This is a genomic window from Streptomyces sp. AC558_RSS880 (genome assembly GCF_019049255.1).
Classification (GTDB): domain Bacteria; phylum Actinomycetota; class Actinomycetes; order Streptomycetales; family Streptomycetaceae; genus Streptomyces.
In genome coordinates, this window is sequence record NZ_JAGMUJ010000166.1 from 22,941 (window position 1) to 37,509 (window position 14,569).

11 protein-coding genes and 4 pseudogenes are annotated in these 14,569 nt (G+C 68.8%); 9 read left to right on the top strand and 6 right to left on the bottom strand.

Annotation, left to right across the window (positions count from 1 at the left end; genetic code table 11):
• Window positions 1–6: 6 nt before the first annotated feature.
• Window positions 7–708: an SGNH/GDSL hydrolase family protein gene (locus KUM38_RS38845; protein ID WP_254398438.1), complete on the top strand. Its 702-nt coding sequence runs from the start codon at window positions 7–9 to the stop codon at window positions 706–708.
• A 222-nt stretch (window positions 709–930) separates the two neighbouring features.
• On the opposite strand, the gene KUM38_RS38850 is transcribed toward KUM38_RS38845, so the two are convergent.
• Together KUM38_RS38850 and KUM38_RS38855 are read right to left on the bottom strand one after the other, a co-directional pair.
• Window positions 931–1,128: a hypothetical protein gene (locus KUM38_RS38850; protein WP_217136871.1), complete on the bottom strand. Its 198-nt coding sequence runs from the start codon at window positions 1,126–1,128 to the stop codon at window positions 931–933.
• A gap of 229 nt (window positions 1,129–1,357) precedes the next feature.
• The gene (locus tag KUM38_RS38855) at window positions 1,358–2,506 is read right to left on the bottom strand and encodes a serine hydrolase (RefSeq protein WP_217136872.1); all 1,149 of its coding nucleotides are present in this window, start codon (window positions 2,504–2,506) and stop codon (window positions 1,358–1,360) included.
• A 175-nt stretch (window positions 2,507–2,681) separates the two neighbouring features.
• Between KUM38_RS38855 and KUM38_RS38860 the strand changes: the two are divergent.
• Together KUM38_RS38860 and KUM38_RS38865 are read left to right on the top strand one after the other, a co-directional pair.
• Window positions 2,682–3,185, top strand: a pseudogene (locus tag KUM38_RS38860) (transposase); the annotation flags it as partial.
• Window positions 3,186–3,622: 437 nt separating this feature from the next.
• Window positions 3,623–5,587, top strand: coding sequence for an Ig-like domain repeat protein (locus KUM38_RS38865; protein ID WP_217136873.1), 1,965 nt, complete (start codon window positions 3,623–3,625; stop codon window positions 5,585–5,587).
• A 371-nt stretch (window positions 5,588–5,958) separates the two neighbouring features.
• On the opposite strand, the pseudogene KUM38_RS38870 reads toward KUM38_RS38865, so the two are convergent.
• Window positions 5,959–6,099: pseudogene (locus KUM38_RS38870) on the bottom strand (IS110 family transposase); the annotation flags it as partial.
• Between the two features lies 1 nt (window position 6,100).
• Here KUM38_RS38870 and KUM38_RS38875 point away from each other — a divergent pair.
• The 4 genes and pseudogenes from KUM38_RS38875 to KUM38_RS38890 form a co-directional block, all read left to right on the top strand.
• A pseudogene (locus KUM38_RS38875) lies at window positions 6,101–6,586 on the top strand (ATP/GTP-binding protein); the annotation flags it as partial.
• Entirely contained in the window at window positions 6,586–7,017 is a 432-nt protein-coding gene (locus tag KUM38_RS38880) for a hypothetical protein (protein WP_217136874.1), read from the top strand. The pseudogene KUM38_RS38875 and the gene KUM38_RS38880, both read left to right, overlap by 1 nt.
• Window positions 7,014–7,208: a hypothetical protein gene (locus KUM38_RS38885; protein WP_217136875.1), complete on the top strand. Its 195-nt coding sequence runs from the start codon at window positions 7,014–7,016 to the stop codon at window positions 7,206–7,208. Before KUM38_RS38880 ends, KUM38_RS38885 begins: the two co-directional genes overlap by 4 nt.
• 12 nt (window positions 7,209–7,220) lie before the next feature.
• Entirely contained in the window at window positions 7,221–7,526 is a 306-nt protein-coding gene (locus KUM38_RS38890; RefSeq protein ID WP_217136876.1) for a hypothetical protein, read from the top strand.
• Window positions 7,527–7,836: 310 nt separating this feature from the next.
• On the opposite strand, the gene KUM38_RS38895 is transcribed toward KUM38_RS38890, so the two are convergent.
• The gene (locus KUM38_RS38895) at window positions 7,837–8,754 is read right to left on the bottom strand and encodes a hypothetical protein (RefSeq protein ID WP_217136877.1); all 918 of its coding nucleotides are present in this window, start codon (window positions 8,752–8,754) and stop codon (window positions 7,837–7,839) included.
• 854 nt (window positions 8,755–9,608) lie between these two features.
• Between KUM38_RS38895 and ltrA the strand changes: the two are divergent.
• Window positions 9,609–11,369: pseudogene (ltrA, locus tag KUM38_RS38900) on the top strand (group II intron reverse transcriptase/maturase).
• Between the two features lie 240 nt (window positions 11,370–11,609).
• Here ltrA and KUM38_RS38905 read toward each other — a convergent pair.
• Window positions 11,610–12,686, bottom strand: a complete 1,077-nt coding sequence (locus tag KUM38_RS38905; RefSeq protein WP_217136878.1) for a winged helix DNA-binding domain-containing protein — start codon at window positions 12,684–12,686, stop codon at window positions 11,610–11,612.
• A 26-nt stretch (window positions 12,687–12,712) separates the two neighbouring features.
• Complete coding sequence (locus KUM38_RS38910) at window positions 12,713–13,447, bottom strand: alpha/beta fold hydrolase (protein ID WP_217136879.1); 735 nt, start codon at window positions 13,445–13,447, stop codon at window positions 12,713–12,715.
• Between the two features lie 79 nt (window positions 13,448–13,526).
• On the opposite strand from KUM38_RS38910, the gene KUM38_RS38915 reads away from it, so the two are divergent.
• The gene (locus KUM38_RS38915; protein ID WP_217136880.1) at window positions 13,527–14,501 is read left to right on the top strand and encodes a YafY family protein; all 975 of its coding nucleotides are present in this window, start codon (window positions 13,527–13,529) and stop codon (window positions 14,499–14,501) included.
• Window positions 14,502–14,569: the final 68 nt, after the last annotated feature.

The window sequence follows — 14,569 nt, forward strand, 5'->3', positions numbered from 1 at the left end:
ACGGGCCTGCCCCAGCAGACGGACGCGGAGTGCGAGTGTTCCTCGGGCAGCTACCCGTCATGGATCGCCGAGACGTACAAGCCGGCCGTGTTCAAGGACGTCACCTGCGGCGGCGCCACCACGCGCTCGCTGTGGGACAAGGAGGGATCGGCCGCGCCGCAGGTCGACGCCCTCACCCAGGACACCGACCTGGTGACCGTCACGCTCGGCGGCAACGACCTCGGCTTCTCCGACGTGCTCACCACGTGCGTCCTGGCCGGGCTCACCACCCGGGAGGGAACTCCCTGCCGGGACAAGGCGGTCAAGGACGTGGACGCGGGCTTCGCGAGGCTGAACACGCGTCTGCCCGACATGATCACCGACATCAAGCGGCGCAGCCCCAAGGCGCATGTCGTCGTGGTCGGGTACCCCAACCCGTTCCCCGCCGACGGGAGCACCTGCGGCTCCTCCGTGCCCCTGGCCAAGGGCGACGTCACCTGGCTCCACCAGACCACGAACCGGCTGAACCTCCTGCCGGAGATGGCGGCCTACACCAAGCAGGCCGAGTTCGTCGGCGCTTCCTCCCTGTTCCGGGGCAGGGACATGTGCCGGCCCTCGTCCAAGCAGTGGATCAATCCGCTGCTGCCGCAGACGCCCGGCTCCGCCCACCCCGACGCCGTCGGACACCTGATGACGGCCCACCAGGTGTACGAGCGGCTCGGCAAGTAGTCACCGTTCGCCGGCTCCGCCGGGTCGCACGACCACTCCGGCCCGGCGGGGCGGGGCCCGGCCGACAGGGCGATGCCCCGGGCTGCTCGAGCTGTCCGGGGCCTGCCGCTGCGCGAGCGCGGGTGTTGTGCGCGATGTTCCCCCGTAAGACCTGGTCAGGCGTGTGAAAATCTTGGTTCGGGTGCTTGGGGGACCGCGGACGGAACACACGAGGGGCGGCCCTCACGCGGGATGTCCGTCCGCCTGTTGCGTGGTCACCAGTCCGACCTTCCGCCAGTCGGCCACCCATGCCTCCATCGCGGCACGAACCGCCACCACGTCGAACGACCACTCGTGAGCCAGCCGCTCGGCGGCGGAGGCGAGGTCCCCGTCGTACTCGCGCAGGACGATCCACATCGCGGTGGCCACGGGGGTGTACACGTGCCGTTCCTTACTCCGGGGGGACGACAGCGTCATCTCCCCCTCTCGCGACAGGGCCGCCCGCACTCCGCTTTCCACGATGACGCGCATGCCGTCTCAGCCTCCGTCCCAGGGTCCGCCACCCGGTGAACGGGATCGGGTGCCGCGTGGTTCACCCCGTCGGACGACGGGACATTCCGCTGCACGGATTCCCGCCCGCCTTCCCGGGACGGACGGGCCTCCGGGGAGATCAGTTCGTGGCGTCGAGGGCTTCGTAGACGTGCCGGATGTAGCTGTGCGTGCGCTCCGAGCCGAGGATTCCGGTACCCAGCCGGTTCATCGTGTACGCGAACGTGATGCGCCGGTCGAGGTCCATCATGACGACCGAACCGCCCCAGCCGACCCAGAAACAGATCGCTCCGGTGGGCATGCCCGGCATCGTCCTGGGGTCGGCGAGCGCGTAGCCGACGCCCCAGCGCACGGGAACGCCCAGGAACAGGTCCACTCCGTCGGCCTGTACGTCGAAGATCTTGTCCACGGTGTCCGGGGAGAGCAGCCGGTGGCCGTTCGCCTCGCCGCGTCGTGAGATCACGGAGAGGGCGCGGGCCATGCCGCGTGCGTTGCCGTGTCCGTTGACGGCTCCGAGTTCGGCGCGGCGCCACCGCGGGGTGTCGACGTGCTCGTCCCGGGCGGGGCTTCCGAGCATCGTCCTGGTGAGGACCGCGTCGGGATCGAGACCGGCCGGTACCGCGGAGATCTGCGACGGCGACACCAGCGCGGCGATACGCGGCCAGTCGGCTTCCCGCGCGCCGATCTGGACGTCGGCGTCCAACGGTCCGGCGATCTCGGTGTCGACGAACTCGGTCAGGGTACGGCCGCTGACCCGCCGGACGAGCTCTCCCACGAGCTGTCCCTGGGTCTGCATGTGATAGCCCGAGGCGGTCCCCGGCTTCCACCAGGGCGCCTGTGCGGCCAGCCGGGCGCTCGCCGTCGGCCAGTCGTACAGGTCGTCCATGGTGAAGGGCTGCTGCCAGCCGGAGAGCCCCGAGGTGTGTGCCAGGACGTGCCGCACCTCGATGTCCTGCTTGCCCTGGGCGGCGAATTCGGGCCAGTACTCCGCGACCGGGCGGTGGAGGTCCAGCGCTCCCCGGTCGACGAGGACGAGGGCCGCCAGGCTGCTGAGGGTCTTGGTGGTCGACCACAGGCTGACCAGTGTGTCCCGGCTCCACGGAACGGCCCGTGCCTCGTCGGCGTGGCCACCCCATAGGTCGACTTCCATGACGCCGTCGACGTCGACGGCGATCGACGCCCCCAGCTCCTCGCCGGACTCGAGGTGCGCTGCCAGTGCTGCCCGGACCGGCTCGAAACGGGCAGTACTGGTTCCTTCGACGGTGACCATGGTTTTCCCTACTGTGGAAGACATCCGCTCGACCACTCAACGGGACGACCGGTGCCTCGGTTCACCGTCGTGGCAGCTCAAATGCCTGTTCCAGGCGCTGTCACGTTGGCTGAGCGGGTGGGATGATCTTCTGGTTGATCGTGTTGGAGAGGGCTGTTCCGTGGGGGCCGTGTCGCCGTCGTCCAAGGGGCACCTGGACGAGGTCTTCATCAAGATCAATGGGGAGCAGAAGTATCTGTGGCGGGCGGTCGACCAGGACGGCATGGTGCTGGACATCCTGGTGCAGAGCCGCCGGGACAAGGCCGCGGCCAGGCGCTTCTCGCGCAGGCTGATGAAGAAGACCCGCACGGCGCCGCGGGTGATCGTCACCGGCAAGCTCCGCTGCTACGGCGCGGCCCACCGCGAGGTCATGCCCTCCGTCGAGCACCGCTCCCACAAGGGCCTGACCAACAGGGCGGAGAACAGCCACCAGCCCACCAGGCAGCGCGAACGGGCGATGAAAGGCTTCCGCGGCGCCGGCGCAGCCCAGCGGTTCCTGTCCGCGTTCAGCGGCATCTCACCCCACTTCCGGCCCCACCGCCACCGGCTGTCCGCACACGACTACCGCGCCGAAATGACCGTCCGCTTCGCCATCTGGGAGCAGATCACCCGCGCCGCCGGCCCCTCCACCACGGCCTGAGCACAACCCGGAACCAGGCTCCACCACACCACGACGCACCATCAGACACCTACCCACCCAACAACGTGACAGCGCCCCGCTGACGCATCCAGCCTCCGTCCGCTTGCTGCGGAACGGGTCCTCTTCAGGCTTCGGGGGTTCCAGTCCCAGGTATTCGCACGCGGCCGCGAACTCGTAAGCCTTCACCCTGGATCCACCGCGCGATAGTCGGTCTGTGTGCGAGGGAATGAGAAGAGGTACCCGCTGACCTGGGATGATGGGAGTTCCGGGCAAACGGTCAACATTCAGTGGCACAGGACCGCCCGCTCACCTTGTCGGTGGCATGGCGTAATCTTCACGCATTCGCCACACGCACCCCTGGTCACGCGCGGCTCCGGCGCGGCCACCCGGAGCGGTGGCACCTCATCGATCTTCGTACCGGGGGGTCCGAAATCACCGTGCGCAGACGCACTCTCACGGCCGCCACCACGCTGGCGCTCGTCTTCAGCTCGGTGGCGCTTTGCGCCACACCGGCCTCGGCCGACTCCAGCAGGCCGCTCGCGGTCTGGGACGCGCAGGACACCGTCGTCGACGGCCCGCATCAGCGGGTGTATCTCAGTGACAGCTACAACAACCGGATCGTCGTCACCGACTACACCGGAAAAGTCACCGCCACCCTGACCGGGCTGCCGCAGATCCGGGACCTGGAGCTGAGCCCGGACGCCACGACGCTGTACGCCGCGGTCGAGGGGGCCGACGAGATCGTCGCCTTCGACACGGCGACCCTCCGGCGGACCGCCGCGTATCCGACGGGGGAGAAGACCGCCCCGTCCCGCCTGGTCCTCGCCGACGGCAGGCTCTGGTTCGGCTACGGGGACCAGTGGGACTCCGACCTCGGCGCCGTCGATCTGACGGCCGAGACCCCGACCGTGACGCTGGGCCTCGCGGCCGGACACGACTTCGCGTCCACGCCGCGGCTGTACGCCGACCCGGACAACCCGGGGATCCTGCTCGCCCTCGACGCCGGCATCAGCTCCGGCCCGATCATCGTCTACGACATCTCGACCGGCACACCGGCCATCCGGGTCTCCGCGAACAAGGGAGGCTTCTACAACGACGCCGATCTCACCCCGGACGGCCGCAACGTCGTCGTGGCGGGGCCCGGCAGACGGGCGCTCACCGAGTACCGCCTCTCCGACCTGGCGGAGGTGCGCACCTACCCGGTTGCCTCCGAACCGGAGACGGTCGCCGTCGCCGAGGACGGCACGGTCGCGGCCACCGTCCTGGACACCGACGACCTCGGTGACACCTACGTTTTCAGCGGCGACGACCCCACACGCCCGCCCAGCATCCGGAACCTGTCGCACAGTTGGATGCCCTGGGGTGGGCACTCCACGGACTGGTCACACGACGGCGGCACGCTGTTCGTGCTGACCGGCTCGGCCGACGCCATGCAGTTCAACACCGTCGACGCGCCGCGCAAGTACGTCGCCACGCTGAAGGCCGACGCCCCCGCCACGGCGACCCGGGGCAAGTCCCTCACCGTCAAGGGCAGTCTCACCTCCGGCCTGGCCCTGCCCGCCGGGACGCCGCTGACCGTCACCCGCACCGACCTGGAGTCGCCGGAGGGGAAGTCTCTCGGCACCAAGACACTCGGCGCCGGCGGCAAGTTCTCCTTCACGGACACCCCGCCGGCCGGCGGTTCCGTGAAGTACACGGTGACCTACGCGGGCGACGCGGCGCACACCGCGGCGACCGTCTCCGACACGGTCGCCGTCTCGCGCGCGACCCCGGCCCTGACCCTGAACAACAACGGCAAGGTGTACGCCCACGGCACCGACGTCGCCTTCGCCGCCCACCTCGGCACCACGTACAAGAACCGCTCCGTCGAGATCTGGGCCGACCCCTTCGGCGCCGACAAGCCGAAGAAGCTGGTCAAGACCGGCAAGGTCAACAAGAACGGCAACCTCTGGGTCACCCTCGATATGAGCCGTGACACCACCCTCACGGCGGTCTTCAAGGGCGACGCCCGCTACGCCCCGAGGACAGTCAAGGCCACGGCCTACGCCAAGGTGAAGGTCTCCACGGCCCTCACCAAGCACTACAAGACCGGCAAGATCGGCGGCACGACGTACTACTACTTCCACAAGAACACCGACGCCATCGCCACCACGACGATGACCTACTACAAGGGCCGCAAGCACAAGCTGCAGCTCCAGGTCTACTCGGGCGGCAAGTGGTACGACAGCGGAGCCGAGTACTTCGCCCTCGGCACCAGCGGAAAGTCGGTGGTTAACCTCGGCCACACGGGCGAGTCCGGCATCCGCGCGCGGGTCCGCTCCTCGTACATCAACGACAGCTCCGGGGACTCGGTGAACTCCACCACGCACGGAGCCTGGAAATACTTCTACTTCTCCAACTGACCGGCCGCTGCGGGCCGCCGCCCCTCCCCCCGGGGCGCCGGCCCGCGGGGGTGCCGTCGACGCGCGCAGCACCGGCCGGGCCGGCAGCCGCGTCGCCACGGTGCGGCCGCGGCCGGCGAGGAGGTCGAGCAGCCGGGTCACGGCGAGCGCCCCGGCCTCCTCCGGCGGCACGTCCAGCGCGGTGACCGGCGGGGTCGGCATCGCTGACGTTGATGGCAGCCCCTGCTCATCACCGGCGCCTCGCAGGCACCCGGCGGGGCCAGATCCTGTGGGGCGGGCCATCGGGTCCGGGCCCGTCAGGCAGCGCGGGATGCTGAGGGGCAGGGTGGGGTCCTGGGTCCGGCGGGCGGGGGGTGCCTCTTTGGGTTTCGTCAAGCTGTAGCCGGGGTGGGTGGCTGGTAGAAGGTGCCGTCTCGGAGCATCGCGAAGAGGACGTCGATGCGGCGTCGGGCGAGTGCGACGAGGGCTGCGACGTGGTGTTTCCCCTCGCGGCGTTTTCGGTCGTAGTAAGAGGTCGTCTTCTCCGACAGCCTCTACCGGCTGCTGCCGTTCCTGGAGCGCCTGAGCGAGACCCGGCAGGCCGAACTCGAACTGGACGGCGGCGACGGCCTCGGTGAGCTGAACCTCGTACGCCGGGCGTTTGGCGAGGAGATCCTGCCGCTGTGGCAGTGGAAGCCCGGCTCGGTCGTCACCGACGGCGACCGTGTCGCGGAGATCCGCCTCGGTCAGCAGTACCTCACCCTCGCCCTGCGCACCGACGTGGACGGCGAGGGCGACGTCGGGTTCGACGTGCTGGTGCCGTGCCCGCACGACGACGAATGCACCGGCCGGGCGTGGGTGCCCGCCTACAGCGTCACCTGCCTGTTCCGCGCGCTCAACGGCGACCTGGACGACGACGAGGACATCGTCTGCACCGTCCACGGCGGTTTCGACAACGTCGACCAGGAGGCAGACGACCACGCCCTGCACGCCCTGCACGAGACTGCCAGGAGCGTGTGATGGCCCACCGTGAAATCAGCGCGCAGCCGGACCGGACGGACTGGCAGCTCGCCCAGGAGTACCTGCATCGCGCCCGATACGCCGACAGCGCCCGCCTCGCCGAACTGTTCACCGACGAGGAAGTCGCACGGGCCACCACGTACCTGGCCGCCCAGCATCCCGACGCGGACCGGCTGACCGCCATCGAGGCCCGGCTGAAGGCCGTTCCAGGAGGCTGGCGGCAGAGGGGCGGCGACATCGGCGTCATCGAGGACGGCGACGGACGACCTGTCGCCGTCCTCGGCACCGAGTGGCTCACGCAGCAGTTGCGGCGGGCGTGGGCGCAGCTGGACAGGCTGCGGGACCGGATCGACAACGCCGGAAGCCTCATGCGCATCCACCACGTCGCCACGGCCATCGACTACGTCCCCGGCTCGAGGGAGACGGAATGAAAGCCCAGCCGCCGCACCCGCACCCGCTCAGCCCGGCCGACCTCCCGGCCGGAGACGACTGGTGGCACGGCTGCCGGGAGTGCCACCTCCCGATTCAGGGCGGGGCCGCCGGCCTCGCCGCGCACCGCCGCACTGTCCACACCAGCGCCAGAGACCCCCGGCGCCCCATCACGATCCAGCTCGACTTCTGACAAGGAGGCCTCATGGCCACCCAGACCCGGACCGACACCTTCGCCGCGCTCCGCGACTGCTTCGCCACCGACCTCGCCGCCCTCATCGGCGACCAGGCGCCGCGCAGGACCACCCCGAACGCCTTCATCGACCTGGCCGAAGAAGTCCGCGACGTCCTCGCCGCGTCCAGCATCGGCAACTGGAGGGAAGCCAGCGAGGAACTGGACCACGCCGTCGGCCACCTCACCGACGCACTGACCAGCACGGACGGCGACCAGGCTTCGCTCCTGGCCTGGGCGCGCACCCACCTGCGCGACGGCATCGCGACAGCCAGCTGATCCCCGCTCCGAGTTGAGCGCACTCTGTGCCGCCCCGACCCCGCACCCGCCGGGGCCGGGGCGGTCGCAGTGGCCCCTCAACCACGAGCAGCGAGAGGAGATGGGTCGTCATGCCGCACCGCGAGGTCTATGAGGTCGACGTCCCGATACACCACACCAGCAACCCGGCCCTGCGGGGAATTGTGACTGAGCACCATAGGTGGCCAGTCTGAGCATCGCAGTTGGCCACGCCGTCTGACCTGCTCAAGTACTTCGCAGCCGTGGCAGGTTCACAGTCCCCGCCGTCACAACCCAGCGCGTCTCGAGGGCGTTACCCAGCCGCTCGCTGATCGATCACCTTTTCGCGCATCAGTTCCTCCAACTCCGTGTCCGACAGTGGGTGCAGCGTGTTCAGGAGATGACGCAGGCCGGGTTCGTCCAGCATCTTGCTGCTGACCGCGACCTCAGCGTTGCGGTAGCGGCGGGTGAGGGTGATGACGCCGCCGGGGAAATGGCGGAGCGTACGCATTTCGCCGTGCCCGTCCACCGTGCAGGTCACGTTCTTCTCCGCGGGTTTGGGGCATTGGGGTTTCGGCGTGAGTGGCGAGCGCACCGCGAGGGCCACGTACGCGTCCTGTCGAACGGAGTGGTACTCGACGTAGAAGGAGGCGGGGCCGACCTCGGCACGAGCTACTCGCATGCCAGGCGGCGTAGCGATCACGTACAGCAGTTCCGGATGCTCCCGGTATCGTGCGACCTCCGCTGCGTGCTGGCGCTGTCGCGACTGCGTCGGGCCGATGAAGCCTCCGTAGACCACCGCGGCGGCGAGGGCGGCCACCGCCCCGAGCCTCACCCACCGGTTTGGTACGAAGAACGCTGCAGCCACCGCGTACGGCACCCCCGTCAGCGCGACCCGGGTACCAGCGCTCCCCAGGTCAACGTCCCCGCTGTAGGCGGCCAGACCTGCCAGGACGCCGAGCGTGCCCAGGACGAACACCAGGACCGCCCAGCCGAGCCGCTGCGACACGGAGCCGCACAGCGGCACCACGGTCCGCGCCGGTATGCCCGTTGTGGCCAGCAGGCCCACCGTCAGCGGCACACCCAACGCGAGGGCCAGCACCACCGCCCCGGCCCCACCGCCCCAAGCCGTCACCAGCAGCCAGAAGCCGAGCGTCGGCACCGCGGCAGCCATCGTCGCCCAGACCAGGAAGAGATGCAGGGCCGTCCGCGCCCCTCTGCTGCTCGTCACACCGCGGAGCCTGCCAGCCAGTGTCCTGACACACATGAGTTTTTCTACTCAGTACGCCCTTTCCACTCTGCGGAAGGCGACGCCCGCCCTCGCCGAGGGTCCGTCACCACATGGAACCAGCTGGCCGACTGGGGCGCTCAGCGTGGCCAGCTATCGCGCTGAGTGGCCAACTACGGCGCTCGGTGTGCGACACGAAGTCGCTCCATGTAAGTAAGGACAGCCACGTGAAGGAGGTACCGATCGGCTGAACTTCGGGCCAGTGTCCAAGGCCCGTCCCCGCGCCCCCATGCGTTGCTGGTAACGGCGAGGTGTGAAGCGGAGCGTTCAAGCCCAAGGGCACCTCGGCCATCGAGGAGCAACAGGCGAGGGGAAGGCTGGACGGGCGAACGTAAGTGAACCCTCGATGATGCCCCGTGACGCTAAGACCGCGTCGATGGCGTGTTGGCGGCGGTCACAGGACCCGGTGCTGCAAGGCACCAAGCGACCTCCGGGTAACTGAGCTCGGAGGGAGGACACCGCTGGTCCCGGGGTAGAGGGGGCGCCCACCCCAGCCGCGTCTTACGGGTGCGGAACGTGGAAACCCCGACGGGGTCCAAGCCTCGGCTTGGTAGGTCGACCGCAAGGAAGGCTGAAGTCCCCGGCGGGAGAAGGAAGATCCAAGAAGCGAAGGCCGGCGGGCCGAAAGGCCAGAGGAAACCGGGAGATTGGGACCTTCACCCGCTCTCACATAACTCGCCGGATACGGGCCCTGGTGGCCCGGCCCGAAAGGGTGCCCACGTGGATCGGGTGAGCCTTTGAAGTCACCACTGCAAGGACGCTCGAACCGAGGGACAAGTTAGACACCGGAGGCGAACATGGAGATCGCGACACCTGTCGTGACGTCCGCGTCTGCGGTGAACGGACCCGAGGACGGCTTACTCGACTGGCACGGCACCGACTGGGCCACCTGCGAGGAGAACGTACGGCGGCTGAGGCAGAGGATCTTCAAGGCAACGCAGGACGGGGACCTCAAAAGGGTCCGCAACTTGCAGAAGCTCATGCTGCGAAGCCGCAGTAACACGCTGATCAGCGTGAAGCGGGTGACGCAACAGAGCAGTGGTCGCCGGACCGCTGGCATCGATGGGGAACGGGCCCTCACGCCGAAGGCGAGAGGCACGCTGGCGGCCGAGATCCATCGGTCGTCGAAGCCCTGGAAGGCCAGGCCGGTCAAACGAGTGTTCATCCCGAAGAGCAACGGGAAACAGCGACCACTCGGCATCCCGGTCATCCGCGACCGGGTTCTCCAGGCCCGCGTGAAGAACGCGCTGGAACCCGAGTGGGAAGCGCGGTTCGAGCCGAGGTCTTATGGCTTCCGGCCCGGCCGCAGCTGCCAGGACGCGATATCCGCGATCTTTTGGACGGTGAAGGGCAAGAACCCGAAGCGTCTGTGGGTCCTGGACGCGGACCTGTCGGCTGCGTTCGACCGCATCGATCACACCCACCTCATGACCATGCTCGGCCAGTTCCCTGCCAGGGATCTGATCCGCGGCTGGCTGAAGGCGGGCGTGATCGACCGCGGCCGGTTCGCACCGACCGAGGAGGGCACTCCACAAGGCGGTGTGATCAGCCCGCTGTTGCTGAACGTTACTCTGCACGGACTGGAACAAGCCGCAGGGTGCCAATACACGGTGCGGGCCGGGCGCGAGCCCGGCGCGAAGCCAGGCACCCCGGTGCTGGTGAGATACGCCGATGACTTCGTCGTGCTCTGTCACGACGAGGAACAGGTGCACCAGGTCAGGGCCCGGCTGGAGGACTGGCTGGAACCGAGGGGGCTTCGCTTCAACGAGGAGAAGCCCCAGGTCGTCCACCTCGATATGGGGTTCGACTTCCTCGGTTTCACCGTCCGCCGGACGGGCGGCAAGCTGATCATCAAGCCGAGCACAGCGGCTTGCGCGAGGCTCCGGGCGCGACTGCGGTCCGAGGTGAGGGCCCTGCACGGGTCCAATGCCGAGGCCGTGTTGCGCAGGCTGATCCCGATCGTTCGCGGTTGGGCTGCCTACTACCGGGCGGTGGCATCCACGACGACGTTCGCGTCGCTGGATCACTACATGTGGCGGTTGACCTCCAAATGAACCAGACGAAGCCACCGCAACAAGTCGAGGCACTGGGTAGTGGACCGGTACTTCGGCCAGTTCCACCCGTCCCGGCGAGACCGGTGGGTGTTCGGCGACCGCGACAGCGGGGCCTTCCTCATCAAGTTCACCTGGACCGGCATCGTCCGACACCAGCTCGTCAAGGGCGGAGCGTCCCCGGACGATCCTGCTCTGATCGAATACTGGCGGGACCGCCGCCACAGGAAAGCGCCGCCGCCGATGGACAGGACGAGTCTTCTCCTGGCGGTCCGGCAGCAGGGGCTCTGCCCTCTCTGCAAGCAGGCGCTGATCGTCGGAGCCGAGTACGAACCGGACAGCCCACGCGAGTGGATCAACTGGTTCGCGGCCTCGAAGAAGATGCTCCACAAGCATCACTTCACCTACCGGCGAGACGGCGGCACGGACGAGCGGAACAACCTTCGCCTCGTGCACTCCGAATGCCACCGCCAGCACCACGCTGGCGACGGCAAACGGCCCACATAACCCTGCTGACCTGCGAAGCCCTCGTGGCTTGCTTGAGCCGGATGCGGGGAAAGCTCGCACGTCCGGTTCTGAGGGGGCCGGGGATCAGCAATGGTCTCCGGCTACCCGACCACAACGACTCGAAGCTTGACGTCGACTTCACCCCGCTCCGTGAGCAGGGTCTGATCGCCGCCGGCCTCGGTCAGGCCGCTTGACCCAACGTTCTCGTCTACGCGGCCGCCCGATCGGGATGCGGGTCGGCTATGGGGTGGTCCGCAGAAAGCCGACGACAGCCTCCTTCTCCATGTCGATACCCTGCTCGATCTGAGGCGGGACAGGTTCGAACGCATCCACCTGGATGGAGCGCGCGCCGGAGCCACGGGTCCAAGTGGCGATGGCCAGGCCGTCTGCGATGACGGTGGGCCGGATGAGGCCGCCTCCTGGCCAGACGTGGGCCTGGTGGAGAGCGGGGACGGACACCTCGCGGGTGCGGTAGCCGATCAGGTAGTTGTCGTAGGCGGGCAGCATGCGAACGTCCGGGGTGTCAGACGAGCCTGGGAGTTCTTTCACCCGCCCGGCGAGCATGGTCAACGTGCCGTACTCGGTGATCGCGCCCGATTCCGCCAGCATTTTCCAGGCCCTGCGAGCCCAGGTGACCGGCAGCCCGGACCAGGCGGCGAAGTCCTCCAAGGTGGCGGGGGCGTGCGCGGCCAGGTAGCGGCGGGCCAGCTCGGCGAGGACAGCGTCGCCCTCCCACCCGAAGCGCCCGGTGGTGGGCAGCCAGTCGTTGAGCAGTACATAGGTGGCCTCACCGGTGCGCTGTGGGCCGTGGCAGAGGACGCCGGTGAGTGCTGCGTGGCGGATCAGGTGGAAAGGCGCCTGCCCGTCCGGCGGAATACCGAGGGTGGTGAGGTGCTCGGTCAGCTCGGCCCGGGTGAGTGGTCCGTGCGCGGCAAGAGCGTGCCGGATGAGATGGTCGGCGCGCTGGCGCAGAGCGTCGTCCAGGCCCAGCTGCTGGTAGCGGCGGTTGGTTGCGGCAAGGATCCGCGGGGACAGCAACGGCAACACCCAGCGGGCGTCGTCGCTGGGAATGGTGTGCAGGGTGCCGCGCATGTACCAGCCGCGGACGATGCTCCGCTCTTTCTCGTATGCCGTGCGGATGGCCCGGGCGGTGATGTCCCGACCGCGTACGCGGATGCCCAGGTCGGAGGCTGTGGCGTCCTGGGCCTGGATGGCGAAGACCCGTTGGACGACCGCCTCGGCAGAGTCCTCCCGTGCTCCGCCGGCCAGGGCCTGGGCGTGGGCCCGCAGCCGGCGGACGCTCTCGTGGTCAAGCATCGGGCTGTGCCGCTCAGCCAGGGCGGTCAGGAGACGGCCTTGTCGAGGATGTCGGCGAGTTCGATGGGCGCGGACAGCATCGGCCAGTGCCCGGTGGGCAGGTCGAAGCGCCGCCACGGCGGCTGGTTCAGGTAGGCCAGCATCGGCACCCCGGCATCCAGCAGCCCCGTGAAGTCATGGCACGCGACCAGGACACGGTCCACACCGGGACCGGGCTCGGCCGGGCCGGTAAGACGCTGGGCGTAGGTGCCGAACGGCTGAGGGGTGGCACGCGAGCGCAGAGCGTCCCGCTGGCCCTCATCGAGCCCGTCGAGGCTGCTGGACAAGCCCAGGACCTCAAACGGCGGCATCGGCAGCCGCCACCCGTCACCGGAAGCGGAGACCTGGTGACGAAGCTGGTCCGCTGCCTGCGGTGGCATGAGGTCCAGCATGCACATACCCGCGGCGAACGGGGCGCTGTCCACATAGACCACGCGCTCCAGCCGGTCACCGAGACGTCCGGCTGCCCCGGTCACCGGAGCAGCCGCATAGCTGTGGGCGACCAGCGTGACGTCGCGTAGATCGTTCCGCTCGACGAAGCCGGTGATGTCCGCGATGTGCGTGTCCAGGTCCGTCTCGGGTCCGCCCTGGTCCGCGTGCTCGGCCAGGCCCGTCAGTGTCAGCGGCAGCGCCGCGTGCCCGCGCTCGCGCAGAGCGCGGGCAGTGTCTTCCCAGGCCCACGCCCCGAGCCAGGCACCGGGAACGAGTACGAAGGTGGTCATGTGATCTCCCAGAAGTAGGTGCTGCGGGGAGCGTAAGGTCGATACAGGACAGAATCCGCCCTGAAATGCCGAGTGATCCATGTCGCATCCCCTCACCCGCGTGCTGACCCTGCTGGAACTCCTCCAGTCCAACGCCCGGCTCACCGGGGCGGAGCTGGCAGACCGCCTGGACACCGACGTCCGCACCGTGCGCCGCTACACGGCCCACCTTCGCGACTTGGGTATCCCCGTAGAGGCCGAACGCGGCCGCTACGGCGGCTACCGACTAGCCCGCGGCTACCGCATGCCACCTCTGGTCCTCACCAATGACGAGGCCCTCGCCGTCGTTCTCGGCCTGCTCGCGGCAGAACGTCTGGGCATGGGCACTGCCGCGCCGGCCAGTGCCGGTGCCTTGGCCAAGATCGAGCGGGTGCTTCCGCACGCCCTGCGCGAACCGCTCACCGCCATGCGGGAGACCCTGTCCTTCACCGCCAACGCCGTGATCGGGCAGGTACCCGGAACCGGCGTTCTGCTGGCACTGGCCCAGGCCTCCCGCGCCCACACGACCGTCGGTATCAGCCACCAGTCCTGGCGCCAGGAACACACCGAACGCGACATCGACCCATACGGCGTGGTCTTTCACACCGGCCGCTGGTACGTCGTCGGCCACGACCACCTCCGCGACAGCCTGCGTACCTTCCGCATCGACCGCATCACCTCCGTCACCTCCCGAGCCGACAGCTTCACCGCACCCGACGGCTTCGACCCCGTGGCCCACCTGACCTCGACCCTCGCTCAGGGGCCCTACCGCTGGCAGGTCGAGGTGACGATCCATGGCCCCCTCGATGAGATCGCTCGCCGGCTACCTCGCTCAGCGGTGACCCTCACCGCCCAGCCCACCGGCGTCCTGATGCACGCACGGGCAGAACGGCTTGACGGGATGGCCCACATGCTCGCCTCCCTGGAATGGCCCTTCACCATCCACCATCCCGACGAACTACGGCAGGCGCTCAAGAATCTGGCCGCCCAGCTCACCGCAGCCGCCCAGCGGGCACCGGAAGAACTACCGCGGTAAATGCCGGATTTACTGCGGCAGAGCCCCTACGGTGATCACCGCGACCTGCGGCGGACCAATCCAGCCGC

Bases quoted from the DNA above. Each gene is read 5' to 3' on its own strand.
- KUM38_RS38910 (WP_217136879.1), bottom strand. From the start codon at position 13,447: ATGACCACCTTCGTACTCGTTCCCGGTGCCTGGCTCGGGGCGTGGGCC.
- KUM38_RS38885 (WP_217136875.1), top strand. From the start codon at position 7,014: ATGAAAGCCCAGCCGCCGCACCCGCACCCGCTCAGCCCGGCCGACCTC.
- KUM38_RS38880 (WP_217136874.1), top strand. From the start codon at position 6,586: ATGGCCCACCGTGAAATCAGCGCGCAGCCGGACCGGACGGACTGGCAG.
- KUM38_RS38890 (WP_217136876.1), top strand. From the start codon at position 7,221: ATGGCCACCCAGACCCGGACCGACACCTTCGCCGCGCTCCGCGACTGC.
- KUM38_RS38915 (WP_217136880.1), top strand. From the start codon at position 13,527: ATGTCGCATCCCCTCACCCGCGTGCTGACCCTGCTGGAACTCCTCCAG.
- KUM38_RS38905 (WP_217136878.1), bottom strand. From the start codon at position 12,686: ATGCTTGACCACGAGAGCGTCCGCCGGCTGCGGGCCCACGCCCAGGCC.
- KUM38_RS38855 (WP_217136872.1), bottom strand. From the start codon at position 2,506: ATGGTCACCGTCGAAGGAACCAGTACTGCCCGTTTCGAGCCGGTCCGG.